Raw genomic sequence first — 25,437 nt, forward strand, 5'->3', positions numbered from 1 at the left:
TCTATCGCGGTCATAAGCCGGAGCAGCTTGCCGACGCGATCAGTTAAGGAGCACTGCGATGCCAACGGGCCTTTCCCTGTACGACATGCTGCTTGGCCACATCGACGGCAAATCGCCCGACAGCCACGATGATAAAAAACGCTGGAAATCCTGAGCGTTCGGGCGAACATCCAGCGATCCTCGACACCCGCGCCGGGGCAGTCAAGCACGTCCCCGACTACTGGTTGCCCGATCTCACCGATGTCTATCGCAACCTGCCCGCCTCGGTCCACGATCTGCACAAACAGATGGAGGCCACGCTGCTGAAGTTCGAGCCGCAGCTGCGCGCGGTCGAGATCGAAATTGACGACAAGCCGGACCCGGGTCACATGGTCGGCTTCACAATGATCTGCCACCCGAAAAAGGCAGGGCTGGTACGCTTCGGAACGTACTTTGAGCCGCCGGGACGCAAGCGCGTCGAGCGGCTGGTCAATCCGGAACGCGACCGGTAGCCGTGCAGGCAGGTGGGCGCCGGATTGAGGTCAACCAGGATCGAGACGGTTCTGAGCGCCACGAGGCACTTCCCCGTCATTATCGACGCGATGCACGGTCGTGGTTTGCGCCCTCGCGAAAACGCTGCCGCTGTAGTGTCCTGTGGCGGTCGAGACTTACGGGAGATCAGGAACCCGGCCGTCAAGGCAGTCCAACCAGTCCCACGTATAGATGCAGTCGCCGCCGCCATCTGGGTTGAACAATGGCAACGACCACATCCGCCACCACTCCCGCAGTTCTTCCTGGAAGGGCTGAACCGCCCCGGATTTTGTGGAGGCTCCAACTCTTGAGAGAATGGAGCCATGAACAAGAAGGTAACCAGGTTTTCCCCGGAAGTCCGGGAGCGCGCGGTGCGTCTGGTGCGCGAGCAGCGTAGCGAGCATCCGTCAATGTGGGCGGCGGTCGAATCGATTGCGCCAATGATCGGCTGCACACCGCAGACACTGCACGAGTGGGTCAAGCGCGACCAGGCCGACCAAGGTGAGCGCGATGGCGTGACCACAGACGAGCGTGAACGCCTCAAGGCCTTGGAGCGCGAAGTCAAGGAGTTGCGTCGTGCCAACGAGATTCTCAAAGTCGCGAGCGCGTTTTTCGCCCAGGCGGGGCTCGACCGCCGTTTCAAGTCCTGAGGGCCTTCATCGATCAGCACCGCGACACCTTCGGGGTCGAGCCGATCTGCAAGGTCTAGCGGATTGCCCCGTCGGGCTACCGACGCCATGCCGCGCAGCTTCGTGATCCGGCACGGCGCTCTGTTCGCGCAATCCGCGATGAACGTCTGCGGCCGGAAATCGAGCGTGTGTGGCGGGCCAACATGCAGGTCTACGGCGCGGATAAAGTCTGGAAGCAGATGAACCGGGAGCGTATCACGGTGGCGCGCTGCACGGTCGAACGGTTGATGGAGCAACTGGGTTTGCGCGGCGTGATGCGAGGCAAGCGTGTTCGCACGACCGTTCCTGATGCCCTGGCCCCGCGCCCACTGGATCGGGTCAATCGCCAGTTCAAGGCGGCACGGCCGAACCAGCTCTGGGTTTCGGATTTCACCTACGTTTCGACGTGGCAGGGCTGGCTGTATGTGGCCTTCGTAATCGACGTGTTCGCCCGCCGTATTGTCGGCTGGCGCGTCAGCACCTCGATGACCACGGACTTCGTTCTTGATGCACTTGAACAGGCGCTTTACGCGCGACGCCCGGGCGACGGACGGAACCTTGATACACCATTCTGACAGAGGGTGCCAATACGTCAGCATTCGCTACAGCGAACGGCTGGCCGAAGCGGGCATCGAACCGTCGGTCGGCAGCCGGGGCGACAGCTATGACAACGCTTTGGCTGAAACGATCAACGGCTTGTACAAGGCCGAACTGATTCATCGCCGCACCTGGAAAACGCGGGAATCGGTTGAACTGGCAACGCTGGAGTGGGTGGCCTGGTTCAATCATCATCGATTGATGGAGCCCCTCGGCTATATCCCGACCGCCGAAGCTGAGGCAAACTACTTTCGGCAACTTGAAACAGCTGCCGCTGAACCCGCATTAACTTAAACCAACCAGCCTCCACGATTCCCGGGGCGGTTCAGGCCGCCAGTTCAGCCCAAGCGGATTCTTCCCACCAGGCAGATCGGTACCATCACGCTTGGCCAGGAGAAAATCACCGACCAAGGCAACCGATTCTTCCTGCGTCAACTCGCGATCGCCATATCTCGCCATGCAATAGTCATACAGGTGCAGGACTGCGCGGATGCGCTTCCAGCAACGACTGGCCGACGTGTGCGTCGATCATGTAATAGATCCACTGGTTGATGACATATCCGGGCTGACCGTTCAGAAAGACGAGCGGAAACCTGCCATGCGGGAACTCAGCCGTTGACACGTACTTGATCGACCAGAACCGTCTACCGAACATGCGGAATGCGCCGACTCAGAGAATCCGTACAGGATAACATTTGACAAAATTCGCTCCAAAAAAACGAGGCCATGCCCCATCGGAGTTGTCAGAAAACGCGCGCAAGCAGCACGTATCGGTATAGTGAGCGTGGGGTCCATAATCGCGCACGGCGCGCGTTCTCGGCGCGCGCGGTCTCACCCTGTAGGTCGTGTCGTGGAATCGGGCTTTCAGCCGTCGATGGGCGTGGCGGGCTGTGCGAGCGTCAGTTGATAGAACGCCGCGTCGAGCCAGCGGCCGAACTTGAACCCGGCCTCTTTCACCGTGCCCGAATGCGTGAAACCGAGCCTCGTGTGCAACTCGATGCTCGCGGCATTCGTCGCGTCGATGCAGCCGACCAGCACATGCACCTCGTACTGTTGCGCGCGCTCGACCAGTTTCGTCAGCAGATATTTGCCGAGCCCGCGGCCGCGACAATCGGGGTGCACGTAGACGCTGTGTTCGACCGTGTACTTGTAGGCGGGAAACGCCCGGAACGTGCCCCAGCTCGCGAAACCGAGCAGCTTGCCCGCGGCGTCGACCGCGCCGATCACGGGAAAGCCGCCCGCGCGCTTCGCCTCGAACCACTTGACCATGGCCTCGGGCGGACGCGGTACGTAGTCGTACAGCGCCGTGGAATTCACGATGGCGTCGTTGAGGATCTCGAGAATCGCTGCTGCGTGATCGGCTTCATTGCAGTCGATGAGCGTGACGTTCGCGTCGCCGGAGCCGGAACTATTCATTTTGCTATCCTGATCAAAAAATTTTTGCTTCGAAGGAAATGCGGCGCGGGTCAATCCAGCGGTTCGGCCAACGCCACCAGATAGCGTGCCGAACGCGGCGAGGGATTGCTGAAAACGAGCGGCAGTCCCAGCGTCATGGCGAGACAATCGCCTTTGGCCAGCGCATGTTGCCGGTCGCCCACCACCACGTTGATCTGCCCTTCCATCAGCCAGATATGCTGATGAATCGTAGCCTCGCGCTTGCCGCCTTCATAGGCAACGCGCGCACCCGCGGGCAACACCACTTCCGTAAGCTTGAGCGGCGAAGCCCAGTTGGGTGGGCTCAGCATCTTGCGCGTGTAGCCGGTTTCGGTATCGCGCCATTCGGCTTGCTGCGGCCGGCGCACCAGCGGTTCCGGCGGCGAGCCGGCGCGGGCATCGTCGAACAGCGTTGCCAGCGAAACGTTGAGTCCCGCCGCGATCTTTTCCAGCACGGCCGCCGTGGGGCTCGACGCCGCCCGCTCGATCGACGAAATCATCGAACGGCTCACGCCGCAACGCGTGGCGAGCACGTCCAGCGTATAGCCACGCTCGCCGCGCAGATCGCGCACCTTCGCGGCGATCCGGCTGTTGATGTCCGCTTCTTGCATCTGCGCCCCGCCAATTCCGATATATCGGAATAATTCTGCATTATCTCGGAATCGATCGTCAAGCGACAATAGCTGCAGGAGCGGCGTCGAGTGGGCGAATACTTCGCCCTTTTCCTTACGCCAACATTCGCATGCACCGGTCGCTTCACCGGATCTCGCCGATCTAACGCCGCGTTACGAATCTCGCACGCTCGTTGCACCTGTGACCAATGCGCCGCCCTACACTGCGCTCCATCGTCAACCGGGCCACGCAGGTCGTGGCGGCCAGCGGTAAAGTCAAGCGGGTGATTTTCGGCGTGCCGGTGGGAATCGGCGCATCAGGCTATGCTTACGCGCCCGCTCGACGCATCCAGGCCGAACCGTCCATGTCGAACCCTCGTCCGTGGCGGCTGCACTGCCGCGGGTCGCGATCGACTGAAACCATGGCGACGGTTGGCGCGAGCGCGCGTCACAAGACCGCGAAGGCGGCGGCGTACGAACGGCTCCAGCGAGCCACTTTCATCAAGCACATCACCCAGGTACACCATGAAACGTCATTATCGAATCGCTTTGGCTTCCGCCCTGGCTACCCTCGCACTGGCGGCAGCCGGATCGGCCAACGCCGCCGGTTGTCTGAAGGGCGCCGTGGTGGGTGGCGTGGCCGGCCATTACGCGGGGCATCACGCCGTCGTTGGCGCGGTGGGCGGCTGCGTAGTGGGCCGCCACATGGCGAAGAAACATGCGCAGGAACAGGCCGCGCAACGGCAATCGGCAATGGAACATCAGCAGTCGCCGGGTTGATCGCGGCTTAGGAAAACGGAGGCGAAGGGATCACGCCTCCGGCCTCGCCGTGCACAGGCCAACCGCGCAGCCGGGTCATCACGCAAGCGCCGCGCGCTCGATCGTCACGTCACGCACATCTCGTGCAGGACGTTCAAACGGCGCACCGGATCCGCGACATACGGATTGCTTTCGTCCCACGCGTAGCCCGCCAGTACCGCACTGATCATGCGCCGGATCGCCGGTGTTTGACGCGGGTAATAAATGATGTCCTGCAATTCCCCCGTGTACCAGCGCTCGACGAACGCGCGGAACGTGTCGATACCCCTGCGCAGCGGCGCGTCGTATTCGGCGTGCCAGTCGACCTTGGCGCCGCCGAGTTCGCGCTTGAGCACGGCCGCCGCCAGGTGCGCCGATCGCAACGCGATGGTCACGCCCGAGGAAAACACGGGGTCGAGAAACTCGCCCGCGTTGCCGAGCAGCGCGTAACCGGCCCCATGCAGCCGCGCGACGTTGGCCGCATACCCGCTGATCTGCCGCACCGGCATGACGAACGGCGCGTCGCCGATCAAGCGGTGCAAGGTCGGTTCCGCACGGATCAGCGCGCGCAAACGTGCCTCGCGCTCCGCCTCGGGACCATCGAAAAACGCGGCTTGCGCAACACACCCCACCGAAGACCGGCCGCCCGCCAGCGGAATCATCCAGAACCACACGTCGCGACGCTCGGGATGCGTCGCAATGCAAATCTTGTCGCGATCGAACGCGTCGAGCGCGAGGCCATCGCGCACGTGGCTGAAGATCGCGGCGCGCGGCGGCAAGCCCGTGGGCGCTTCCAGTTCCAGCAGACGCGGCAACACGCGGCCAAAGCCGCTGGCGTCGAGCACGAAACGCGACGCCACTTCGTAGCGCGCCGCCTGCTCGTCGGCGACTTCGAGCACGGGCGCCGGGCCGGGCTGCATGGCGAGCACGGTATGACCGAAGCGCACCTCGGCGCCCTGATCGGCCGCGCAACGGATCAGGAGCGCGTCGAACGTCGCGCGCTCGACCTGGTATGTCGTGCCCCAGCCGGGCGAGTGCTTGTCGCGGAAATCGAACGACGACACCTGATCGCGCCACACGAAATGCGCGCCATTCTTGTACTGGAAGCCGGCCTCGACCACGGCCTGCAACATGCCCGCTTCCTCGAGATACGCCATGCTCTGCGGCAACAGACTTTCGCCGATCGAAAAGCGCGGGAAATGCTGCCGCTCCAGCACGAGCACCGAGTGCCCCGCCTGACGCAACAGCGCGGCGGCCACCGAACCGGCGGGTCCGGCGCCGATGATCGTCACGTCCACGTTGTCACGCCGAATCGTTCGCGCCGTCTTTGCGCCATCCATGTCTGCTTCTCCCTGTGTTCACGTTCTGCGGTGCTGGCCCGTGCGGCAGATGCCGCAGGATTTCGCCAATCTGAAATTACGCGCACCGCGCTTGCCTTTACAATTTCATTTCACGTTCACGACCGCATTCGCATCGAGTCAGACCATGCCGGCATCCCGTTCCCATCCCGTACCGTTCGTCCCGGAAACAGCGTTCGGCATCTGGTTTTTGCGCACCCATACGTGGGAGCACCACGTGCTGCGCGTCGCCATCGAGGATCTCAGGCGTCTGATCGACACGCCCTTGCCCGAGGCCCCGGCTATCGTCGACGTCGGTTGCGGTCAGGGCAAATCGTTCCGCCTGCTCATCGAGGCGTTCGCGCCGCGCAGCATCACCGGCGTGGACTATCACGAAGCCTCGCTCGAACTGGCGCAACGCGCCGCACATGCATGCCAGCAGCGCTCCGGGGCAACGGAATTCACGCTGCTGCACGGCGACTGCGCCAACCTGCCGTTGCCCTCCGCCAGCGCCGATATCGTGTTCTGCCACCAGACCTTCCATCATCTGGTCGAACAGGAGCGCGCGCTCGCGGAGTTCCAACGCGTCCTCAAACCGGGTGGCGTCCTGCTATTCGCCGAGTCCACCGAGGCCTACATCCGCTCGTGGGTCATTCGCCTGCTGTTTCGTCACCCCATGCAGGTGCAGAAGAGCGCCGAAGGCTATCTCGCCATGCTCCGCGCCGCCGGCTTCCGCTTCACCGATCGCAACGTCTCGCTGCCTTACCTCTGGTGGAGCCGCGCCACCGACTTCGGCCTGTTCGAACGGCTCGGTCTGCATCGTCCCGAGCCTGGCAAGCGGCGTGAAACCCTCGTCAACGTCGCGGCCGTCAAGCCGCTCCGCTAGTCGCCGCCGCTCCGGCTTCCCGGAAGCGCCCGCCTTCGCGAGGGCCGCGGCGCGGCGCGCGGCGAGCCCCGGCGAACCTCTTCACTTGCCCGGCTTGAGCGTCACCACGTCACCCACGAGCGCCACGCCGGCGACAACCGCGCCCGCGCCGCAGGTGTACTCGGTGGCGCTCTCGCGCAGATCGTTCTTGTAGTTGCTTTTGATGTTGATGACGGCGTTGCCGCCTTCCCGTCGCGCACGCTCCTGCAACTCGATCACCGCCGAGAGAAACACGTGCTGGCAGGCCCGCAGATCGCTCTTGCCGAACGCGTTGGTCTTCTTGTTGGTGGCGAACTGACCGATCGTTTTTTGCACGCCCGGGTGCGGCTGGCCCGCAAAATACAGCGCAATGTCGTCGCTGACCTTGCCCGGCTCGCTCTTGAGCGCCTGCTCCACGGGGTAAGTCTGGATCGTGTCGCGCGCATACGCCTGCGAGGCCGCGCAAGCCGCGCCCAGCGCGGCCAGCATCCACAGTTTTTTCATCGCTTTGTCTCTCCGGTGTCGGTGATTGACGGGGTTTGCAGCACGACCAGTTCACCCTTGACGTCGACGACCGCGGTCCGGGCGCTCAGATTGCAGGTGTACCCGGCTGCGGAGTTATTGCCGATGGTATGGAAATACGTATTCACGTTGATGACAGCGTTCGCGCCGTGTTCGACGGCATCCATGCGCATTTCGTGCAGCGCGGCCGCCAGTGCCTGGTCGCACGGCACCGCGCTGCCATTGCCCCTGCGCGCCACGCGTGCGGCGCGCGACGTGCGGCCGATATAGCGCGCGATGGCCGGGTGCGGCCGCTCGCCGAAGTAGACCGCCACCACCGGTTCCGTGGCCGGAGCCGCCGTTGCGCCCGTTCCGTCCGGCAACACGACGGCGGTGGCCGACCCGCCGTTATCGAGCGCGCCAGTTTCCAGCGTGACACCGTTGCCGCTCGCGCAGCCTCCCAGCATCAGACCCAAAACAGTCGCCCCAGTCAGTACGACTCCCCGCATTTTCATAGGATTCCTTTCTTTATTCATGACGATCACCTGAAACATCAACGCGCGTTCCACGCGCGAAACACCAGACTGGCGCAACTGCCGCCGAACCCGAACGACACCGACATGGCCGTCTCGATGCGCGCCTCGCGCGTCTCGCGCACGAGCGGCAAACCAACCGCGCGTTCGTCCAGCACGTCGATACCCACCGCGCCCGCCATCTGGCGGTCGCGCATCATCAACAACGTATAGATCGCTTCCTGTGCCCCGCATGCGCCAAGCGAATGACCGCTGAGCGCTTTCGTCGACGAAAACGCCGGCACCGCCGCGCCGAACACGGCCCGCAGCGCCAGCAGTTCCTCGCTGTCGCCGGCCGGTGTGGAAGGCGCGTGCGTATTGACGTAATCGGGGCGCGCGCCCGCTTCCGCCAACGCCGCGCGCATCGCGCGTGCCATGCCGCCCGCGCTCGGCGCGACCATCTGCGTGGCGTCCGTGCACTGGCCGAAGCCCGTCAGTTCGGCGTGGATACGTGCATGCCGGGCCTGCGCGTGCGCAAGCGATTCGAGCACGAGAATGCCCGCGCCGGAACCGATCACGAAACCGTCGCGGCGTACGTCGTAGGGTCTCGACGCACGCTCCGGCGTGTCGTTGAAGCCGCGTGACAGCGCGCCCATCGCGTCGAACAACAGTGCCGTGTTGTCGTGCAGCGCCTCGCTGCCGCCCGCGAGCACGATGTCCTGCCGGCCCGTCTGGATCAACTGCATGGCCTGGCCGATCGCCAGCGCGGACGTGGTGCACGCCGACGAAGGCGAATACGCCGCGCCCTCCAGCCCGAACACGTGCGCGAGACTCGCCGAGACCGTGCTGCTCATCGTTTGCGGCACCGCATAGGGCGGCACGCGTTCGAGGCCGCGCTCGCGTGCGGTCTGCACCGCGGCGTCGTACATCGCGAGCGCGCCGACGCCGGAACCCGCCACCGCGCCCGCGCGCGGCGAGCGCAGCGTTGGCGCGTCGAGACCGGCATCGGCGATAGCGCTGCGCGCCGCGTGGCACGCGAAGCGCGCGGTGTCGCCCATGAAGCGCTCGGCCTTGCGCCCGAACGGCGCGTCGTCGTCCACCGAGGCGACCGCCGCCACCTGGCTCGCGAAGCCGCGCGCGCGCCACGACTCCACCCGCGTGATGCCGCCGCGCCCCTCGCGCAGGCGCTGCGCCACGCCGTCGAGCGTATTGCCGAGACACGAAACGATCCCCATGCCCGTCACCACGACGCGTTGCAGGCCGCCCGCGGATACCGCCGTGCCCGCGCTCACCGCAGGCGCCGGAAGACGAGCGACGTGTTCACGCCGCCGAACGCGAAGTTGTTGCTCATCACGTAGTCGGCGTCGATCTCGCGCGGCGCGCCCATGATGTAGTCGAGCGGCGCGCAGGCCGGATCGACTTCGCTCAGATTGAGCGTGGGCGCGTACCAGTTGCGCTTCATCATCTCGATCGTCCACCACGCCTCGATGGCGCCGCATGCGCCGAGCGTATGGCCGATATAGCTCTTGAGCGAGCTGATCGGCATGCGCGCGCCGAAGGTCTCCGCGGTGGCCTGGCTTTCGGCGACGTCGCCGCGATCCGTCGAGGTGCCGTGCGCATTCACGTACGCGATGGCCTCGGGCGCGAGTTGCGCGTCGGCGAGCGCCTGACGCATGGCGACCGCCATCGTCGCCGCCGTGGGCTGCGTGATGTGCGCGCCGTCCGAATTGCAGCCGAAGCCGACGATCTCCGCGTGCAGCGTCGCGCCCCGCGCGCGCGCATGCTCGTATTCCTCGAGCACGAGCGTCGCGGCGCCCTCGCCCACCACGAGCCCGTCGCGCGCGGCGTCGAACGGGCGCGGCGTGAGATGCGGCGCGTCGTTGCGCGTGCTCGTCGCATAGAGCATGTCGAACACCGCCACCGCCGGGCCTGAAAGCTCCTCGGCGCCGCCCGCGAGCATGAGCGTCTGCTTGCCGTGCGCGATCATCTCGTACGCGTAACCGATCGCCTGGCTGCCCGAGGCGCACGCGCACGACGTCGGCACGATGCGGCCTTTCAGGTCCCAGAACAGGCTCACGTTCACGGCCGTGGTGTGCGGCATCATCTGCACGTAGCTGTTGGACGTCACCTCGCTCATCGAACCGGTCTCGAGCATCTTGCCGAAACCGCGGATCGGCTCGACCGAGCCCGACGACGACCCGTAGGCCACGCCCATGCGGCCGTCCTTGATGGACGCGTCGTCGAGCAGGCCCGCGTCGGCGAGCGCGAGTTCGCTCGCCCGCACCGCATAGACCGACACCGGGCCCATCGAACGCGTTTTCTTGCGCGGATAATGCGCGGGCGTCGCGAACGCGGGCAGCGGACACGCGAGGCGCGTATGCAGCGACTCGAAGTAGTCCCATTCATGCACGCGCCGCACGGCGTTGACGCCGCCCGCGAGCGCGGCCCCGACCTGCTCCCAACGGTCCCCGAGCGCGGTCACGCCGCCCATGCCTGTCACGACCACGCGCTTCATCAGACCATCCCTCCGTTGACGCCAATGACCTGGCGCGTGACGTACGAAGCCGCATCGGACATCAGAAAGCCCACCACGGACGCGACTTCGGCGGGTTGGCCCACGCGGTTCATCGGCACGGCCTTGAGCGCGTGTTCGAGCGGCACCTCGTCGAGCATGCCGGTGTCGATCAAACCCGGCGCCACGCTGTTCACGGTGATGTTGCGCGTGGCCAGTTCCACCGCGAGCGCCTTGGTCGCGCCGATCAGGCCCGCCTTCGCCGCGCTGTAGTTCACCTGACCGCGATTGCCCGTCACGCCCGACACCGAAGCGACCGTGACGATGCGGCCGCCCTTGCGCGCGCGCACCATCGGCATGACGAGCGGATGCACGACGTTGTAGAACGCGTCGAGCCCGGTCTCCAGCACGATGTCCCAGTCGTCGTCGGTCAGCGCGGGAAACGCGCCGTCGCGCGTCACGCCCGCGCAGCAGACGATGCCGTAATACGCGCCGTGCGCTTCGACGTCCGCCTCGAGCGCCGCGCGGCAGGCGGCGCGCTCGCGCACGTCGAACTGCAGCACGCTCGCCGAGCCGCCCTGCGCCGCGATGCCCGCGGTGACGGCCTGCGCTTCGTTGAGGCCAGTGCGGCAATGCACGGTGACGGCAAAGCCGTTGGCCGCCAGCTGATACGCGATCGCGCGGCCAATCCCGCGGCTCGCGCCGGTGACGAGAACACGCCGGCTCATGATCGGAAACTCTCCTCGATGAAATTCTGGAAATCGTGCGGCTGATAGACCTTGATCGTGGCCTCGGCGCACGGCACGCCCTCCTGCTCGATGCGGCAGCCGTAAGCGCCGTGACCTTCCTCGCTGCGCAGCAATTCGTCGACGGTGACGTGCAGCGGCGCGCCGCCCGCAAACGCCGCGACGAGCGCCGTATAGCGGCGTGTCCCGAGCAGCACGCCCGGCCGCGCGGGCGCGCCCTCGCGCATCGAGAGCAGGCCCACGTGGGCCGCGATCGCCTGCGCCATCAGTTCGATGCCGATCCACGCGGGCATCGCGCCCTGCGCGTCGGCGTACCACGCGTCGGCGCGTACCGTGGCGAGCGCCGTGAGCGACGTGTCGCCGCAGGCGAGCACCGCGTCGAGCAGCCTCATCGTCCCTCGATGCGGAATGATCGTTTCGATCGGCGCGAACGCGCGGTCTGGCGCGAGGTCTTCGGCAACCGCCGGCGCGGGCAGGTTCAGGGTATTCATCAGTGCCCGAGTATCAGGGAAACATTGCTGCCGCCAAAGGCGAACGAATTGCTCATCACGTAGCGGCGCGCCGGGTCGCGCGGCAGATGGCGCACGTCGCCGATGAGATCGAGCGCCGGCAGCGACGGGTCCGCTTCGCCGTCCCACCAGTGGCGCGGCAACGCCAGTTCGTTGCGCGCGAGCGCGAGCCACGCGAGCCCCGCTTCGCTCGCGCCGGCCGCGCCGAGCAGGTGCCCGGTGAGCGGCTTGGTCCCGCTCGCGGCCACGCCCTCGGGAAACACGCGCGCCATCAGGTGCGCTTCCATCTGGTCGTTCTTGAGCGTGGCGGTGGCGTGCAGATTCACGTAGCCGATCGCCGCGGCGCTCACGTCCGCGTCCGCGAGCGCCGCGCGCAGGGCCAGCCCGGCGCCCACGCCCTGGGGATCGGGCGCCGAGATGTGATGCGCGTCGCTGGACTCGCCCGCGCCCGCGAGCCGCACCGGCCCGGTTTCGCGGCTCATCAGGAACACGGCCGCGCCTTCGCCGATGTTGATGCCGCGCCGGTTGGCACTGAACGGATTCGTGCGCACGGCGCTGGTCGACTCGAGCGATGCGAAGCCTTGCAACGTGAGCTCGCACAGCGAATCGACGCCGCCCACGACGACGGCATCGCACAGCTTCGCGCGCAGCAGGCGACGCGCCGAAACGAGCGCCTTGGCGCTCGACGTGCACGCCGTGGAAATCGTGAACGCGGGACCGCGCAGTTCGAGCGCGGCGGCGGCGAACGTCGCGGCCGTGCCGATCTCCATCTGCCGGTAATCGAAGCGCGCGCCCGCCGGCTCGCGCGCATGGGGTGCGAACGCCGCTTCCGCCGCGCCGATGCCCGACGTGCTCGTGCCCAGCACCACGCCGACGCGCTCCGCGCCGAACCGCTCGCGCGCGGCGTCGATCTCGGGCCGGATTTGCGCGAGCGCGGCAAGCAGCAGGCGGTTGTTGCGGCAGTCGTAGTGCGCGAGCGGCGCGGGCGGCGCGTGGTCGAGCGGCGTCGTCACGCTGCCGGCGAAGGCCGTGCCGGTCCGCGTCGCAATCGGCCCCATGCCGGGCGTTTCGCCGCGCGCGAGCGCCTCGGCGATCGCCGCCACGCCCGCGCCCAGCGCGTTGACCATACCCAGCGCGTGCAGATAAACCGGAAGCGCCATTACGTCTTTCTCCCTTGCGCCGGCAACATGCCCGCGGACATGCCGATCGGCGCGAGCAGGACCGCCACCATGATGCCGAGCGACAGCGTCGCGCCGAAGCTCTTGAGCGCGGGCATCGAACTCATGCCGAGCATGCCGAACGAGAGCAGCGTGGTGGCCGCCGAAAGCAGCACGCCCGTCCACACCGCGCCGATATCGGCGGCGGCGCGCAGAGCGCCTTCGCGCAGGAACACCGCGTAGTTGGCGCCCACGCCCAGCACGAGCATCAGCGCGAGCAGATTGAACAGATTGATGCGCACCTGCGCATAGCCGAACACGGCGAGCGTCACGCCGATCGCGAGACACACGGGCAGCGCGACCGCGAACGCCGCGCGCCAGCCGTAGCGCAGCATCAGCAGCGCCAGCACGAGCGCGAGCGCACCGGCGAGCCAGATCGCGCCGTCTTGCCGGTAAGCGCCGAACAGCCGCGACACGCTCGCCGCCTTGTCGACGAAACTCACGCCGGGCAGCGTTCTCGCGAGCGCGGCCAGCGCCGCTTCGTTGGCGCTCGACACGCCTTGCGGCAACACCACCGCCGCGAACGCGCCCGGCGTGCTCGACGAGCGGCCGAGCCACAAATGGCGGAACGGCTGCGACCACGGCTCGCGCAGCCAGTCGTCGACGTGCAGCACGGCCGCGCCCGATTGCGCCCAGGCGGCGGGCCACGCCTGCGCGACGTCGTCGCGAAAGCCGGCTTCGCCGAGCAGCGCGCGCAGTCGCGCGGGATCAGCGAACACGCGCGCGGCCAGCAGCGCGTGGTCGGCTTGCTGCTGCCGCACCGAGGGCACGAACGACGTGACCGACTGCCAGCCGCTCAGCGCCGCCTCGCCTTGCAGCGCGCCGAGTCGCGCCCCCAGCGCTTCGGCGCGCTCCAGCACGTCTTCCGGCGTCGCGCCGCGCACCACGAAGAACTGCGCGCTGTTGTCGGCGCCCACGGCGGCACTCACCGCGCGTTCCTGCGCCACCAGCGAAGGATCGCGCTGGATCAGCAGATGGATGTCGTCGTCGCTGCGCAGTTGCAGCCAGCCCGGCACGGCGACGATCACGAGCGCCAGCCCGACGCCCCATGCGCGCCGGCCCCCGATCACCGCGTGCCATTTGGCGAGCGACGTTGCCGCGACCGCGAACAGCCCGCGCGGGCTGCGGCGCGCGGGCCGCGTCATGAGGCTCGGCAGCAGGCTGAGCACCGAAGCAAAGGCCGTGAAGATGCCGACGATCGCGAAGCAGGCGATCTGCTTGAGCGCGGGAAACGGCGCGAAGGTCAGGATGGCGTAACCCAGCAGACTCGTGCCGAGCGCCACGGCCAGCGCGGGCAGCACCTCGCGCGCGCCGCGCCACGGCGCCCAGCGCTCGCGCGCGCCGAGATACACCACAAAATACTGGATCGAATAGTCGACCGCTTCGCCAATCAGGCTCGCGCCGAACACCAATGTGAGCAAATGGAGCTTGCCGAACACGAGCAGCGTCGCGGCCAGCGCGCACAGAATGCCGAGCGCCGTCGAAAGCAAACCGAACACGATCAGGCGCGGCGAACGGAAGATCCACAGCATGAGCAGCGAGATACCCACCGCCGACACCACGCCGATGCGATGCACGTCGCGCTCCGAGGCGCGGCGCGCGGCTTCGGCGTAGAACACGGCGCCCGTGCGCGCCACGCTCACGTCCGGCCATGCCGCATGGAGCGCCGCCTCGCCGTGCGCGAGCGCGCGCAGCACGCCGCGCTGGACGTCCGACTCGTACGCCGAGCCGGGCAGCGTGCCGACCACGAGCACGCTCGTGATGGCGCCGCGATGCGCCACCAGCAAGTCGTCTTCGATACCGAGATTCGACGCGGCCAGCGGCAGCGCACCGAGCCAGTGCTGGAGCCAGCCGAACGGATCCTCGGCGAGCGAGGTGGCGAGGCCCGCGTTCGGCAGCCCGTAAAGCCGTTCGGCGAGCGCGTCGTGCAACGCCGTGGGGTCGTTCGCGCTGCCCGCGAGCGTCGCGCGATCGCGCGCCGTCAGCAGGTGGAAGCGGTATGGCAGATAGAAGCGCGTGATCCTGCCGGGATCGAACGGCGGCAAGCGCGCGGTCACCGAAGCGAAGGCGCGGCTCGCGGTCAACGTGTCGCCCAACTGCCGGGCGGCCGCCTTCGCGTGCGCCGCGTCGCGGCTCGACACGAGCAGCACCGCGCGATTGCCGAGCACGCGCGCGAGTTGATCGACGGCCTCTTCCGCCACCGGGTCGGCCTCGGTCGGCGGCAACAGCGCGAGCAGATTCGTCTGCAGCGGCGTGGGCCCGGCGAAGCGCCATGCGCAATACAGCGCCGCGGCGAGCGCGAGCAGCAGCCATGCCGCGCGCAGCGTCCATTGACGCCACGCCACGCTCGCGAACCGCAGATCGGGCGTCGTCACTGCGCCGTTCCGAAGAGCGACTGGTCGGCGGGCGTGAGCGCCGTCACGGCCGCGCTGCCGCTGAACTCGTATTGCGTGGTGTCGCCGTTCGCGAACGTGATGCGCAGGCTGCGCAGAAAGTCGCCGCCCGTCATCTCGATCGTGCGCAGCGACTGCGCGATCTGCGGCTGGCGCGGCGTGAGATGCAGCTGCCACTGTGAAGGCGTGCCGCTCGCCTCGACCTCGAATTGCGAGTAGAGCGCGCTCAGGTCGCCACCGAGCATCGCGCGCATCGTCTTCGCTATCTCGGCGGCGCCGCGCGCGCCTTGCGCCGAGCCGTTCGCCACACGATGGCCCTGCGCGTCGACGGTGACGATGCCGCTGTCGCTCATCACCCACGTCTTCCGGTACGGCGTGTCGATCTGCCAGATCACGCCGCGCTCGCGGTAGAACAGCAGCGCGCCAGTGCTCACGAGCGGCGCCTTCATCGCGGCGAGCGTTTGCGTTTGCGTGAAGCGGGCGCGCACGCCCTGCGCGCGACCGAGATGCGCGGCGATCTGCGAGACCAGCGCGGCGTCGCTCGCGGTGGCGGCGTTCGTCGGCGCGGGCGCTGCGGCGGCCACGGCGGGCGAATGGGCGGCAAGCACCAGCGAGAGGACCAACGCGGGAATCAACGTCGGGACCAGAGCGGGAATCAACGCCGGGACCCGCGCGGGAACCACGACAGGCACCGTCGCCAGCTTCGAGGCGACTCGTTTCAACTTGCGCATGCGCGCTCCCCGTCGCGCGCGCGAGCGCGCTCGATGTTGTCGATCACGATGGGCGGCGAAACGAACTGGAGTTCCTGCGTGCCCGCGTGCACCGCGACCTGGATCGTGTAGCCCTTGGTGAGTCGCGTGCGCGACGCGACATCGACGATTTCATAGCCGATCTTCAGGCGATTTTCGAATTCGAGCAGATGCGCGCACACCTCCAGCTGCTGGCCGTAGACGGCGGAACGCACATATTTCAGATGCGCCTCCACCACCGGCCAGAGATAGCCCGACGCCTGCATCTCGCGATAGTCGTAATCGAATTTGCGCAGCAGCGCCGCGCGGCCGAATTCGAAATACTTCAGGTAATGGCCGTGCCAGCAGACGTTCATGGCGTCCACGTCGTGGAACGGCACTTCGACCCGTGCACTCGCGCTCAACACGGCAGCTGGCATGCGTGCGCCGCTCATTGCCCGTCTCCCGCGTGGCGCCCGATGAAATCGCCGGCGGCGATGCGGGCCGTCATCGCGCGCAACTCCGCTTCGAGCGCGCGGTCTTCGTCGACGAACGGCGAGGTGGCGGCCACCTCCGCCATCAGGCTCGCCAGCGGCGCGGGCAGCACGGTCGTCTGCGTCATTCGCACGCGCAAACGCGCGGCCTGCACGCACGCGAGCGCATGCGCCGCCGCGACCTGCTCGGTCAGTTGCAGCACGCGCAGGCAATCACGCGCCGCGATCGTCCCCATGCTCACCTTGTCCTGGTTGTGCGCCTCCGTGGAGCGCGAGAATACGCTGGCGGGCAGGGTGTGCTTGAGCGCCTCCGCCGTCCACGCCGACGACGAAATCTGCACGGCCTTGAAACCGTGATTGATCGCCGCGCGCTCGCCACGCACGCCGGTGAGATTGCGCGGCAGGCCGTTGCTGAATTTATCGTCGACGAGCAAGGCCATCTGACGGTCCATCAGATCGGCGAGGTTCGCGACGGCGGTCTTCAGGCCGTCCATCGCAAACGCGATATGGCCGCCATAGAAGTTGCCGCCGTGCAGCACGCGCTCGCCGTCGGGGTCGATCAGCGGGTTGTCGTTCGCGCTGTTCAGCTCGTTTTCGATATCGCGGCGCATCCACGCGAGCGCGTCGCCGAGCACGCCGATCACATGCGGCGCGCAGCGAATCGAATAGCGGTCCTGCAAGCGGTGGCCGGGCGTGTCCGGACGCCCGGCGAGGTCGGCGCGAATCCACGCGGCGGCTTCGCCCTGTCCGGCGTGCGGCTTGGCTTCGAAGATCAAGGCGTCGAAATGCGCGGCGCGGCCGTCGAGCGCCACGGTGGCGAGCGCGGTCAGGCGGGCGGCCAGTCGCGCGAGCTGCGCCGCGCGGGCGAATGCGAGGCACGCGAGCCCCGTCATCACCGCCGTGCCGTTCATGAGCGCGAGGCCTTCCTTGGGCGCGAGCACGAGCGGTTCGCGGCCGAGTGCGCGCCACGCCTCGCGCGCCGTGCAGGCCGCGCCGCGAAACTGCACGTCGCGTTCGCCCGCGAGCGCCGCCGCGACGTAGGAAAGCGGCGTGAGATCGCCGCTGGCGCCCACCGAGCCCTCGGCCGGAATGCGCGGCAGCACGCGATGGTTGACGAGGTCGGCGAGCCGCTCCAGCAGCACGAGCCGCACACCCGACATGCCGTACGCGAGCGAATTCAGGCGCGCGGCGATCACGGCGAGCGCCGCGGCATCGTCGAGATACTCGCCCAGACCGCAGCCGTGATAGCGCGTGAGCTGCAACGGCAACGCTTCGACGAGCGCCATCGGCACATCCACCACGCACGCGTCGCCATAACCGGTGTTGACGCCGTACACGGTTGCGCCCGCCGCCAGATGACGGCGCAAAAACGCCGCGCCGCGTTCGATGCGCGCGCGCCACGCCGCGTCGTCGCTCAAACGCACGGCCGCGCCGTGACGCGCCACGGCCACCACGTCCTCGATACTCAGGCGGCGGCCGCCGATCACGACCTCGCGCGCATCGACATCGCTCAGATCACGTTCGGCCATGGGCGCTCCCGCTGGGGTTTCCGCTGGGATTTCCATTGGGACGCGCCCAGAAGTCGTAGAAGTTGAACCATTGGTAAGGCGCCTTGCGGCAATAGTGTTCGAGACGCGCCGCGAAGCGCTGCGCCCACGCCGCGATATGCTCGGCGCGCGCGCGCCGCGGCAACTCGATGCGCTCGGCGAACGGTTCGAAATACAGCCGGTAGCCGCCGCGCTCCTTCAGGCAGAACAGCAGATAAACGGGACACGCGAGCGCATGCGCCAGCACGTACGGACCTTGCGCGAACGCGGCGGTCGCGCCGAGGAAACGCGCCTCGGTCGTGCGCCCGCTTTCGCTCGCGGGCGTGCGGTCGCCGACGATCACGAGCAATTCGCCGCGCTCGATGCGCTCCTGCATCATCAGCGCCGTTTGCGGGCCGAAGTCGCTCACTTCCATCAAATGCTGCGCGAAGTCGCGGTGCGCGCCCGCCAGCACGCTGTTGAAGCGCTTCGCGTGCCCGGTGTAGACGATGGCCGTGACCTTGGTGTGCGCGCCGCGCACGGCGAGCGCGCGCGCCATTTCCAGATTGCCGTGATGCGAACCGATCACGAGCGCGCCGCGGCCGCTCGCGACCAGCGCGTCGAAGGCCGTGGCGTCGTCGATACACACGTCGGACGGCTCGACACGGCCGGACCAGGCGGCGAGTTTGTCGAAACCCGATTGCGCGAACGCCAGCATATGGCGATACGCGGTGAGCCAGCCGGGGCGCGGCGTGCGCGGCTCGGGCGCCGCCTGCCGCAAGCGCTCGAAATAACGCCGCGACGCCTCGCGCGCGGGCCGCCCCGTGAGCAGGAAGTACGCGACGATCGGGTGCAGCCAGAGCGCCGTGAAACGCCGCCCGAACACACGGCAACTCAGTGCGAGCAACTGCATGCCGAGGCGGCTGCCCCGCTCCGCCGTGCGCCACCAGGGCGCGCCGCCGTGCGCCCGTGCGCGCGGCAGCAGCTTGTGCGCGAGCAGCAGCGGCAAGCGCGCCAGCATGCCCGCCACGAGCCGCGTATGACTGCGGCTGATGCGCACGTTGTCCCACAGCACGTCGAAATGCGACACGCCTCCGGCGGCATAGGTGACGGCCGTCGGGATCGACACGAACTCGACGCGGCGCCAATGCAGACGCACGAGGATCTCGATGTCGAAATCCATGCGTTCGGGCAGCTTCACGCGGTCGATCAGCGCACAGGCGAGATCGAGCGGGTACAGCCGGAACCCGCACATCGAATCGCGAATCGTGAACGAGAGCGTTTCGATCCAGACCCAGACGTGCGTCAGATAGCGGCCGTAGAGACGCGCCTTCGGCACGCTCTCGTCGTAAATGGGCCGGCCGATCACGACCGCCCGCGGGTTCGCTTGCGCGGCGTGCAGGAAGCGCGGCACGTCGGCGGCGTCGTGCTGACCGTCCGCGTCGATCTGCAAGGCGTGCGTGTAGCCCGCGTCGCGCGCCGCGCGCAGCCCCGCCATCACGGCCGCGCCCTTGCCGCCGTTTTCGGGCCGGCGCAGCAGCGTGAGTTGGCCCGCGTAACGCCGCGCGAGTTGCGCGAGCACCTGCTGGGTGGCCGCGTCGCTGCCGTCGTCCACGACGATGAGCGGCAAGCCGTGCACGACGAGATTCGCCACGGTGCCGCCAATCGCGTCCTTGTGGTTGTAAATCGGCACGACGATGCAGGCGGCGAGACTCACGCGGCCTCCCGGTACACGAACACGCCCGAGGCGCAGTCGCGCGCGCCCAGCCGCCACGCGAACGTCACGCGGCGGCGCGCCGCGTCGTGCGTGAGCGCGAGCCCGAGCAGCGCGCCCGGCGGCACCGGCGCGAGAAACTTCAATTGCTCCACCGAGGCGAGCACACGCGCATGCGGCAGCCATTCGCCCGCGAGACGCATCGCCCAGTCGACCTGCACCACGCCGGGCAAGATCGGCAAACCGGGAAAGTGCCCCGCGAAATGCGCGAGCGCAGGCGGCACCCGCAATTCGAACGCGCGCCCGTTCGCCTCGTCCCACTCGGCCAGCAATTCGAAGCCTTCTTCGCGCGCCATGAAAGCGCGCGCCACCGCTTGCGCCGGCACCTTGCCGCGCGCATCCACGGGCAGCGCGCGCAGGATGCGCCAGTGACGCGGCAGCACGACCGCGTCGAACCAGTTCGCGAGATGGCGGCGCAACGCCTTCAGCAGCACGACGCGGCCGTCGCGGCGCAACGCTTCGCGGCCCGCTGCCGACAACACCACGAGTGCGCCGATGCGTTCGCGCGCGCCCGCGCGCTCGCGGCCGAGCGGCACGGTGCGCACTTCGGCCACGCCGGGATGCAGCAGCAGCCGGCTTTCCATCTCGCCGAGCGAGATGCGTTTGCCGTCGAGCTTGACCACGCGATCGAGCCGGCCACGCAGGCGGAAGCGGCCTTGCGCGTCGAATTCGACTTGATCGTCGGTGCGATGCCAGTCCGCGTGAACGAGGTGCGGGGAACGCACTTCGAGCCCGCCTGCCGAGGGCGCTTCGGGCGTATCGACCGTATCGGCAATCTCGCCCGCGCGCACCGCGACGCCGGGCAATGGCGTCCACGCGTCCCCTTCGCTCTGGCGGCGCCAGGCAATGCCGCCTGTTTCCGTGCTGCCGTAGATTTCGAGCGGCGCGGCGCCCAGCGCGGCCGCATAGCGCTGCGCCGTCTCGCCCGGCAACGGGCCGCCCGAGGAGAAGAACGCGCGCGGGCGCGGCGCGAGCGTGGCGAAGCCGGGAAGATCCGGCCAGCGGGAAAGTTGCGCGGGCGTCGACACCACGACGCTCGCGCCGCGCCGCTCGATACCCGCAATACCTGCGATGCGCGCCTGCAACTGCGCGGGCTCGACACAGGTGGCGCGGTCGAATGCGCGCCCCGCCGCGAGCGGCCAGAAAACGCGAAACAGCAAGCCGTAGATGTGGTGATGCGGCACGCTCGCGAGCACGACGGCCTCGCTGGCCAGCGCGCCCCATGCGGCTTCGAGCGTGCGCACTTCGGCGTCGAATTGCGCGAGCGTCTTGGGCACGGCTTTCGGCGCGCCGCTGCTGCCCGAGGTGAACAACGTGAGCGCGGCATTCGCGTCGATGAGGCCGGAGTGCGTAGCGTCGCGCGTGGCCGAAGTCTCGGCGCACCGGGGCGCGAGCAGGCGGTCGTCCAGCATCGCGTCGCTGATGTCGCGCAATTCGGCGAGCGTGCCCGGCGCGGCACTAGCCGGAATCAGCGGCACCTTGCCCGCCGCCAGCAGCCCGAACAAACCGCAGGCGAACCGGTAGGGATCGTCGCTCCACAAAACGACGCGCCGGCCCGGCTGCCCCTGCATGCGGGCGGCCACGCCGAGCGCGTGCGCGCGAAAGGTCGCGAAATCGACCACGTGGTGATCGTCGAAACATACCGGGCGGCCGCCATCGCACGGCGTCACGAGCAAGGCGTGCAGCGCGATCATGCCGCCTCCCCGCGCGCGGCGGCACGCGGCAGCACGACCCAGCGGCGCCAGACGAATTCGCCGGCGATCAGCGCACCAATCACGACATAGGCGATCGCGCCGTTATAGAGCGACCACGCCTCGTCGTGCCAGCGCAGCGCCGTCCACGCGGAAAACACGCCGTTCAGCGCGAAGAAGCCGCACCAGCACTGCGTGACGCGCCGCGTGTAGCGCACGACATGCGCGGGCGGATCGACGTAGGTCAGCCGCGCGAATTTCTCGATCATCGACGGGCCGTGCCGCAAGGTCGAACCGAACGCCACGAGCAGCCCGACATTCACGAGCGACGGATAGAGCCGCATGAGCGTCGCGCTGTTGGTGAGCACGATGGCGAACGACGTGGCGCTGAGTGTGAGCGCGACCGCCCAGTCCACCTTCGACAGCTTGCGCAACGAGGCCGCCAGCGCGCCCGTGCCCGCCACGCGTTGGGTCCAGAGCAGCGCGAGCAGCATCAGGCCGACAAAGCGCGGCGAATGCCAGCGCCACGCGCCGAGAATGACCACCGGATACGCGAGGTTCGCGAACACGCCAAGCCAGCGGCGCGCCTTGTTGCGCACGCACGCGTTGGCGGCGGCGTCGACATTCGCCGCCGGCGCCGTTGCTTCGCGCCCGGAACCGGCCGTCACGAACGGACTCAAGCCTGCGGCGCGAGCAGCGACTCGACGGCGGCGATCACGTCGCCCACCGTGCGCACCGACTTGAACTCTTCGGGCTTGATGCGGCGGCCGGTGAGCTCCTGGAGCTTGATGGCGAGGTCGACCGCGTCGATGCTGTCGAGATCCAGTTCCTCGAACAGATGCGCCTCGGGTGTGACGCGCGACGGTTCGATCTCGAAGTTCTCCTGGAAGATCTCGCGAATACGCTCGAGAATTTCTGCCTGGTTCATGATTCAGTTCCCCTTGCCTGCGTCAGCTTCCAGCGTGTCGCCAGCGTTGCGATGAGCCGCGACGAGCGCCGCCAGCGTATTGATCGAACGAAAGTGGCCGCGCACGTTCTCGTCGTCGGCGGCAATGGTCAGCTGGTAATGCTGACGCAGCAAAATGCCGATCTCGAGCGCGTCGATCGAGTCGAGGCCCACACCGTCGGTATCGAACAGCGGCGCGTCGTCGTCGATCGTCTCGGGCGTGAGATGTTCGAGATCGAGCGCCTCGATCAAGAGCCGCTTAATTTCCAGTCTTAAAGAATCCATAGTCGAACAGGTACTGCGTAATGTGGGCTTCGATGGCGCGCGTGACGTTGCGCGCGGCCAGCGCGGAAGGCATGTCGCGCGGGGCGAGCGGACTCACGCCAACCGGCTCCAGCACGTTGACGCTGATGCGAAAGCGCCGCTGCGGCACGTGATACCAGCGCATCTGCCGCGTGAAGGCCGGCGGATCGCAGTGCAGCAGCACGGGCAAGATCGGCACGCCGGCTTCCAGCGCCGTATGCGCGAAGCCGCGCGAAAACGCGTGCAAGCGGTTCGCTGCAGGGCTGCGCGAGCCTTCGGGAAAAATGATCATGCTGTAGCCGTTCGCGAGCTGGCGCGCGCAGTCCTGCACGAAGCCCGTGGCTTCGGCGTTGCTCACGTATTCGGCCGCGCGCACGATGCCCCAGAGGCAAGGATTGCTCCAGTGCGCGTTCTTGACCACGCAGCAGGCGGCCGGCTTGAGCGACAGCAGCACGACCACGTCGAGATAGGTCGGATGATTGGCGACGACGATCACGGGCGTGCGCGCGCGCAACGCGCTGGCGCCGGCCACCTCCAGTTCCATCACGCCCATGCGTTGCAAGGCCGCGACGAGCGCGCGAAAGAAACTGTGGATGAGCGCGGTGACGGCGCGTTGCCGCGAAGCGCGATGCGGCCAGAGCGCCGCGAGCGGAAACGCGATCACGGAGAACAGCAGCCCGCAAATGCCGAATACCGTGAAGCTGAGCGCCGTGGCGAAGAGGCGCCAGCCGTAATCAAGCCGTGCCCGCATGCCAGCTCCATTGCCACGTGACGCCGTTGCCCCGCCACACGGCCTGTTCGCCCGAACTCAGGCAGTGCTGCAGCGCTTCGCTCTGCGTGTCGAAGCGGCGCTCGCCGCCGCGCGCGTCTTGTGCGACCGTGCAGGCAAGCTCGCCTTGCGACGCCGCGCCCGCCTCGATCAGCAACGCGAATGCGCCGCGCCGAACCTCGTGTTCGATTTCGCCGTAGCGCGCGTCGGCCGCTTCGTCGGCATAGACCATCAGCACCGGCCCCGCAGCATCTTCCGACCATTGGGCATAGGCTTCGAGCAGCGCATAGCCCAGCGTTTGCGCGCCCGCCGAAACGGCGGTGGCCGCGGAGCGGTCCTGCCGCGAAATCCCGAAGAGGCCCGTCATGGCGTTCAGCACCGAGAGGCTGAACGCATTCGGCGAAACCGGCTTGCCCGCTTCGATGCCGCTCAGGATCTCGGTCGTGCGGCGCAGTTCGCCGTGTCGCGAGCCGAAGACGACCCGCGCTTTCGTTCGCGCATCGACGCAGTCGTCCGCCACCTGCAACGCCATGCGCGAGAGCGAGCTCAACCGGCGCCGCATCATCGGATCGACGAACGCAACCTCTGGCGTGCTTTCCGGATGGGAAGACCAGCAGGACCATCGCGCGACGGGCAGCGTCCACGACATAGCGGGCATAGGGAATTGACGGTGTCGGCCGCCGGAGTCGAGCGTGCGACTCCCACGGCGCAAGTTTATTTTTTCTTGGCCACCGAATACTCGGGGCAAGTTCTCGCGGGCCTTTTTACGGCAATATTGAGAAATAATTTAGACAAGTTACAAATTATTTTCGAACAGCTTGCCCCAGTCAAGACGCATTCCGGAAATTGGCGAATGGTTGGCCGGACTATTCGAAACAGTTGGCACGGATTCAATCTGATTCGCATATACCCGAAGCCGGAATTGCGAGCGGCCAATCGCCCTGCGCGATTCAATGCGATCGTGAAACTTGCGGAAAACGCCTGATTAATGGCGTGAAATGCACGAACCGTTGAGTTGGCAACGAGGCGATCGGCATTTCTACTGATGTCTCGTCAACGCCACGTCTGTCAGGGAGAGTCCGTTTCGAGCCGCGTTCGATTCAGCCTCGCAACCGCAAACGCTGGGCTTGCGAGAATATCTGTCATGAAGCGTTAAATAGCGGCGCGGTCGCGAGATTCCAGATTGGCCGCCACCGCGAAAATCGCCGTGCCCGGGACGCCTGGCGTCGAACCCCGTAAAATACCCGGCGCAACAACGAGGCAACGGGTTACGGCAATCGCTCGACGGCTGCGCGGTCCCGCATGCCGGTTCGCACTTTTCTTCGGTCTCCGATGCTCTCCACCACCACCCTCGAGTTGATGGCCTCGGGTTGCGCCATCGTGCTGCTCATGCCCGGGCCCACCAACACCTTGCTGGCCGCGGCCGGCCTGAAACACGGGCTACGGCGCTCCGCCCGCCTGACCGCGGCGGAACTCGCGGGTTATCTGATTTCGATTACGCTCTGGGGCCTCGTTCTGACCCATACCGCGCAGTCGATGGGCTGGCTGCCGCGCGCTTTGAAAATCGCCAGCAGCGTTTATCTCCTGTGGCTCGCCATTCGTTTGTGGCTCACCGCCAATACGATCGAAACGTCGGCCACCGGCGTGATTGGCTTGCGTACGCTGTTCGGCGCGACGCTGCTCAACCCCAAAGCCATCTTGTTCGCCGGTTCGATCTTTCCGCCCGAGGCGTTCACGCGGGTCGCCGCGTGGCTCGAGTCCATGGCGCTATTCACCGCCCTGCTGGTCCCGATCGGTTTCGTGTGGATCGCGATTGGCGCCTCGCCGAATCACGGCGGGCAGCCGCGTATTCGCCCGGCCAGCCTGCAACGGGGCGCTTCGATCGTCGTGACGTTCTTTTCGATGTCGCTGCTGTGGACGGCCTTGCGCTAGCCGCGCCCGCCGGCGCGCCGCGCGC

Annotated in this window: 24 protein-coding genes, 2 pseudogenes and 1 other annotated feature; of the genes and pseudogenes, 5 read left to right on the plus strand and 21 right to left on the minus strand. The window is 67.3% G+C overall.

Going from position 1 to position 25,437, the window contains the following annotated elements; genetic code table 11:
• Positions 1-58: 58 nt before the first annotated feature.
• Both tssE and FAZ98_RS22430 read left to right on the plus strand, forming a co-directional pair.
• Positions 59-491: pseudogene (gene tssE, locus FAZ98_RS22425) on the plus strand (type VI secretion system baseplate subunit TssE).
• Between the two features lie 342 nt (positions 492-833).
• A pseudogene (locus tag FAZ98_RS22430) lies at positions 834-2,069 on the plus strand (IS3 family transposase).
• Positions 1,115-1,231 (plus strand) — a sequence feature (AL1L pseudoknot). (Overlaps the previous pseudogene by 117 nt.)
• A 570-nt stretch (positions 2,070-2,639) precedes the next feature.
• Here the strand turns inward: FAZ98_RS22430 and FAZ98_RS22435 are convergent.
• On the minus strand, positions 2,640-3,191 hold the full coding sequence (locus FAZ98_RS22435) for a GNAT family N-acetyltransferase (RefSeq protein WP_158954197.1): 552 nt from the start codon (positions 3,189-3,191) through the stop codon (positions 2,640-2,642).
• A gap of 50 nt (positions 3,192-3,241) precedes the next feature.
• Positions 3,242-3,820, minus strand: coding sequence for a helix-turn-helix domain-containing protein (locus tag FAZ98_RS22440; protein ID WP_158954199.1), 579 nt, complete (start codon positions 3,818-3,820; stop codon positions 3,242-3,244).
• A 525-nt stretch (positions 3,821-4,345) separates the two neighbouring features.
• Here FAZ98_RS22440 and FAZ98_RS22445 point away from each other — a divergent pair.
• Positions 4,346-4,600 (plus strand): hypothetical protein, encoded by a 255-nt coding sequence (locus FAZ98_RS22445; protein WP_158954201.1) that lies wholly within the window; start codon positions 4,346-4,348, stop codon positions 4,598-4,600.
• 104 nt (positions 4,601-4,704) lie between these two features.
• On the opposite strand, the gene FAZ98_RS22450 is transcribed toward FAZ98_RS22445, so the two are convergent.
• Positions 4,705-5,958, minus strand: a complete 1,254-nt coding sequence (locus FAZ98_RS22450; RefSeq protein ID WP_199272430.1) for an NAD(P)/FAD-dependent oxidoreductase — start codon at positions 5,956-5,958, stop codon at positions 4,705-4,707.
• 145 nt (positions 5,959-6,103) lie between these two features.
• On the opposite strand from FAZ98_RS22450, the gene FAZ98_RS22455 reads away from it, so the two are divergent.
• Positions 6,104-6,841 carry a class I SAM-dependent methyltransferase gene (locus FAZ98_RS22455; protein ID WP_158954203.1) on the plus strand — a complete coding sequence of 246 codons (738 nt, stop codon included), beginning with the start codon at positions 6,104-6,106 and terminating at the stop codon, positions 6,839-6,841.
• Between the two features lie 81 nt (positions 6,842-6,922).
• On the opposite strand, the gene FAZ98_RS22460 is transcribed toward FAZ98_RS22455, so the two are convergent.
• The 18 genes from FAZ98_RS22460 to FAZ98_RS22545 are packed head-to-tail and all read right to left on the minus strand — an operon-like array spanning position 6,923 to position 24,138.
• The gene (locus FAZ98_RS22460; RefSeq protein WP_158954205.1) at positions 6,923-7,363 is read right to left on the minus strand and encodes an excinuclease ABC subunit A; all 441 of its coding nucleotides are present in this window, start codon (positions 7,361-7,363) and stop codon (positions 6,923-6,925) included.
• On the minus strand, positions 7,360-7,914 hold the full coding sequence (locus FAZ98_RS22465) for a signal peptidase (RefSeq protein ID WP_158954207.1): 555 nt from the start codon (positions 7,912-7,914) through the stop codon (positions 7,360-7,362). Before FAZ98_RS22465 ends, FAZ98_RS22460 begins: the two co-directional genes overlap by 4 nt.
• On the minus strand, positions 7,914-9,164 hold the full coding sequence (locus FAZ98_RS22470) for a beta-ketoacyl synthase N-terminal-like domain-containing protein (protein WP_158954209.1): 1,251 nt from the start codon (positions 9,162-9,164) through the stop codon (positions 7,914-7,916). The genes FAZ98_RS22465 and FAZ98_RS22470 overlap by 1 nt, the downstream gene beginning before the upstream one ends.
• Positions 9,161-10,387, minus strand: a complete 1,227-nt coding sequence (locus tag FAZ98_RS22475; protein WP_158954211.1) for a beta-ketoacyl-ACP synthase — start codon at positions 10,385-10,387, stop codon at positions 9,161-9,163. Before FAZ98_RS22475 ends, FAZ98_RS22470 begins: the two co-directional genes overlap by 4 nt.
• Positions 10,387-11,112, minus strand: coding sequence for a 3-ketoacyl-ACP reductase FabG2 (locus tag FAZ98_RS22480; protein ID WP_158954213.1), 726 nt, complete (start codon positions 11,110-11,112; stop codon positions 10,387-10,389). The genes FAZ98_RS22475 and FAZ98_RS22480 overlap by 1 nt, the downstream gene beginning before the upstream one ends.
• A complete protein-coding gene (locus FAZ98_RS22485) occupies positions 11,109-11,621 on the minus strand; it encodes a hotdog family protein (protein WP_158954215.1) in 513 nt (170 codons plus the stop codon). The genes FAZ98_RS22480 and FAZ98_RS22485 overlap by 4 nt, the downstream gene beginning before the upstream one ends.
• Positions 11,621-12,799, minus strand: a complete 1,179-nt coding sequence (locus FAZ98_RS22490; protein WP_158954217.1) for a beta-ketoacyl-ACP synthase — start codon at positions 12,797-12,799, stop codon at positions 11,621-11,623. The genes FAZ98_RS22485 and FAZ98_RS22490 overlap by 1 nt, the downstream gene beginning before the upstream one ends.
• On the minus strand, positions 12,799-15,231 hold the full coding sequence (locus FAZ98_RS22495) for an MMPL family transporter (protein ID WP_233272879.1): 2,433 nt from the start codon (positions 15,229-15,231) through the stop codon (positions 12,799-12,801). The genes FAZ98_RS22490 and FAZ98_RS22495 overlap by 1 nt, the downstream gene beginning before the upstream one ends.
• Positions 15,228-15,980, minus strand: a complete 753-nt coding sequence (locus FAZ98_RS22500; protein ID WP_158954219.1) for a LolA family protein — start codon at positions 15,978-15,980, stop codon at positions 15,228-15,230. Before FAZ98_RS22500 ends, FAZ98_RS22495 begins: the two co-directional genes overlap by 4 nt.
• Positions 15,968-16,432: an acyl-CoA thioesterase gene (locus FAZ98_RS22505; RefSeq protein WP_158954221.1), complete on the minus strand. Its 465-nt coding sequence runs from the start codon at positions 16,430-16,432 to the stop codon at positions 15,968-15,970. The genes FAZ98_RS22500 and FAZ98_RS22505 overlap by 13 nt, the downstream gene beginning before the upstream one ends.
• Complete coding sequence (locus tag FAZ98_RS22510) at positions 16,429-18,000, minus strand: HAL/PAL/TAL family ammonia-lyase (RefSeq protein ID WP_158954223.1); 1,572 nt, start codon at positions 17,998-18,000, stop codon at positions 16,429-16,431. The genes FAZ98_RS22505 and FAZ98_RS22510 overlap by 4 nt, the downstream gene beginning before the upstream one ends.
• A complete protein-coding gene (locus FAZ98_RS22515) occupies positions 17,987-19,714 on the minus strand; it encodes a glycosyltransferase family 2 protein (RefSeq protein ID WP_158954225.1) in 1,728 nt (575 codons plus the stop codon). Before FAZ98_RS22515 ends, FAZ98_RS22510 begins: the two co-directional genes overlap by 14 nt.
• Positions 19,711-21,465: an AMP-binding protein gene (locus FAZ98_RS22520; protein ID WP_158954227.1), complete on the minus strand. Its 1,755-nt coding sequence runs from the start codon at positions 21,463-21,465 to the stop codon at positions 19,711-19,713. Before FAZ98_RS22520 ends, FAZ98_RS22515 begins: the two co-directional genes overlap by 4 nt.
• On the minus strand, positions 21,462-22,130 hold the full coding sequence (locus FAZ98_RS22525) for a COG4648 family protein (protein WP_199272431.1): 669 nt from the start codon (positions 22,128-22,130) through the stop codon (positions 21,462-21,464). Before FAZ98_RS22525 ends, FAZ98_RS22520 begins: the two co-directional genes overlap by 4 nt.
• Positions 22,131-22,138: 8 nt before the next feature.
• On the minus strand, positions 22,139-22,390 hold the full coding sequence (locus FAZ98_RS22530) for an acyl carrier protein (protein WP_158954229.1): 252 nt from the start codon (positions 22,388-22,390) through the stop codon (positions 22,139-22,141).
• Between the two features lie 3 nt (positions 22,391-22,393).
• Positions 22,394-22,693 carry a phosphopantetheine-binding protein gene (locus FAZ98_RS22535; protein ID WP_158954231.1) on the minus strand — a complete coding sequence of 100 codons (300 nt, stop codon included), beginning with the start codon at positions 22,691-22,693 and terminating at the stop codon, positions 22,394-22,396.
• Entirely contained in the window at positions 22,668-23,462 is a 795-nt protein-coding gene (locus tag FAZ98_RS22540; protein WP_158954233.1) for a lysophospholipid acyltransferase family protein, read from the minus strand. The genes FAZ98_RS22535 and FAZ98_RS22540 overlap by 26 nt, the downstream gene beginning before the upstream one ends.
• Positions 23,446-24,138: a beta-ketoacyl synthase chain length factor gene (locus tag FAZ98_RS22545; protein ID WP_158954235.1), complete on the minus strand. Its 693-nt coding sequence runs from the start codon at positions 24,136-24,138 to the stop codon at positions 23,446-23,448. Before FAZ98_RS22545 ends, FAZ98_RS22540 begins: the two co-directional genes overlap by 17 nt.
• A gap of 674 nt (positions 24,139-24,812) precedes the next feature.
• Between FAZ98_RS22545 and FAZ98_RS22550 the strand changes: the two genes are divergently transcribed.
• Positions 24,813-25,412 (plus strand): LysE family translocator, encoded by a 600-nt coding sequence (locus FAZ98_RS22550; protein WP_158954237.1) that lies wholly within the window; start codon positions 24,813-24,815, stop codon positions 25,410-25,412.
• The last annotated feature ends 25 nt before the right edge of the window (positions 25,413-25,437 follow it).

The sequence above is a fragment of the Paraburkholderia acidisoli genome, assembly GCF_009789675.1.
Lineage (GTDB): Bacteria > Pseudomonadota > Gammaproteobacteria > Burkholderiales > Burkholderiaceae > Paraburkholderia > Paraburkholderia acidisoli.

Excerpts from the sequence above, each read along its gene's own strand:
- FAZ98_RS22545 (WP_158954235.1), bottom strand. The coding sequence starts at position 24,138 with ATGCCCGCTATGTCGTGGACGCTGCCCGTCGCGCGATGGTCCTGCTGG.
- FAZ98_RS22455 (WP_158954203.1), top strand. The coding sequence starts at position 6,104 with ATGCCGGCATCCCGTTCCCATCCCGTACCGTTCGTCCCGGAAACAGCG.
- FAZ98_RS22475 (WP_158954211.1), bottom strand. The coding sequence starts at position 10,387 with ATGAAGCGCGTGGTCGTGACAGGCATGGGCGGCGTGACCGCGCTCGGG.
- FAZ98_RS22440 (WP_158954199.1), bottom strand. The coding sequence starts at position 3,820 with ATGCAAGAAGCGGACATCAACAGCCGGATCGCCGCGAAGGTGCGCGAT.
- FAZ98_RS22540 (WP_158954233.1), bottom strand. The coding sequence starts at position 23,462 with ATGCGGGCACGGCTTGATTACGGCTGGCGCCTCTTCGCCACGGCGCTC.
- FAZ98_RS22500 (WP_158954219.1), bottom strand. The coding sequence starts at position 15,980 with ATGCGCAAGTTGAAACGAGTCGCCTCGAAGCTGGCGACGGTGCCTGTC.
- FAZ98_RS22530 (WP_158954229.1), bottom strand. The coding sequence starts at position 22,390 with ATGAACCAGGCAGAAATTCTCGAGCGTATTCGCGAGATCTTCCAGGAG.
- FAZ98_RS22510 (WP_158954223.1), bottom strand. The coding sequence starts at position 18,000 with ATGGCCGAACGTGATCTGAGCGATGTCGATGCGCGCGAGGTCGTGATC.
- FAZ98_RS22550 (WP_158954237.1), top strand. The coding sequence starts at position 24,813 with ATGCTCTCCACCACCACCCTCGAGTTGATGGCCTCGGGTTGCGCCATC.
- FAZ98_RS22535 (WP_158954231.1), bottom strand. The coding sequence starts at position 22,693 with ATGGATTCTTTAAGACTGGAAATTAAGCGGCTCTTGATCGAGGCGCTC.
- FAZ98_RS22445 (WP_158954201.1), top strand. The coding sequence starts at position 4,346 with ATGAAACGTCATTATCGAATCGCTTTGGCTTCCGCCCTGGCTACCCTC.
- FAZ98_RS22480 (WP_158954213.1), bottom strand. The coding sequence starts at position 11,112 with ATGAGCCGGCGTGTTCTCGTCACCGGCGCGAGCCGCGGGATTGGCCGC.
- FAZ98_RS22490 (WP_158954217.1), bottom strand. The coding sequence starts at position 12,799 with ATGGCGCTTCCGGTTTATCTGCACGCGCTGGGTATGGTCAACGCGCTG.
- FAZ98_RS22520 (WP_158954227.1), bottom strand. The coding sequence starts at position 21,465 with ATGATCGCGCTGCACGCCTTGCTCGTGACGCCGTGCGATGGCGGCCGC.
- FAZ98_RS22460 (WP_158954205.1), bottom strand. The coding sequence starts at position 7,363 with ATGAAAAAACTGTGGATGCTGGCCGCGCTGGGCGCGGCTTGCGCGGCC.
- FAZ98_RS22435 (WP_158954197.1), bottom strand. The coding sequence starts at position 3,191 with ATGAATAGTTCCGGCTCCGGCGACGCGAACGTCACGCTCATCGACTGC.
- FAZ98_RS22465 (WP_158954207.1), bottom strand. The coding sequence starts at position 7,914 with ATGTTTCAGGTGATCGTCATGAATAAAGAAAGGAATCCTATGAAAATG.
- FAZ98_RS22485 (WP_158954215.1), bottom strand. The coding sequence starts at position 11,621 with ATGAATACCCTGAACCTGCCCGCGCCGGCGGTTGCCGAAGACCTCGCG.
- FAZ98_RS22505 (WP_158954221.1), bottom strand. The coding sequence starts at position 16,432 with ATGAGCGGCGCACGCATGCCAGCTGCCGTGTTGAGCGCGAGTGCACGG.
- FAZ98_RS22450 (WP_199272430.1), bottom strand. The coding sequence starts at position 5,958 with ATGGATGGCGCAAAGACGGCGCGAACGATTCGGCGTGACAACGTGGAC.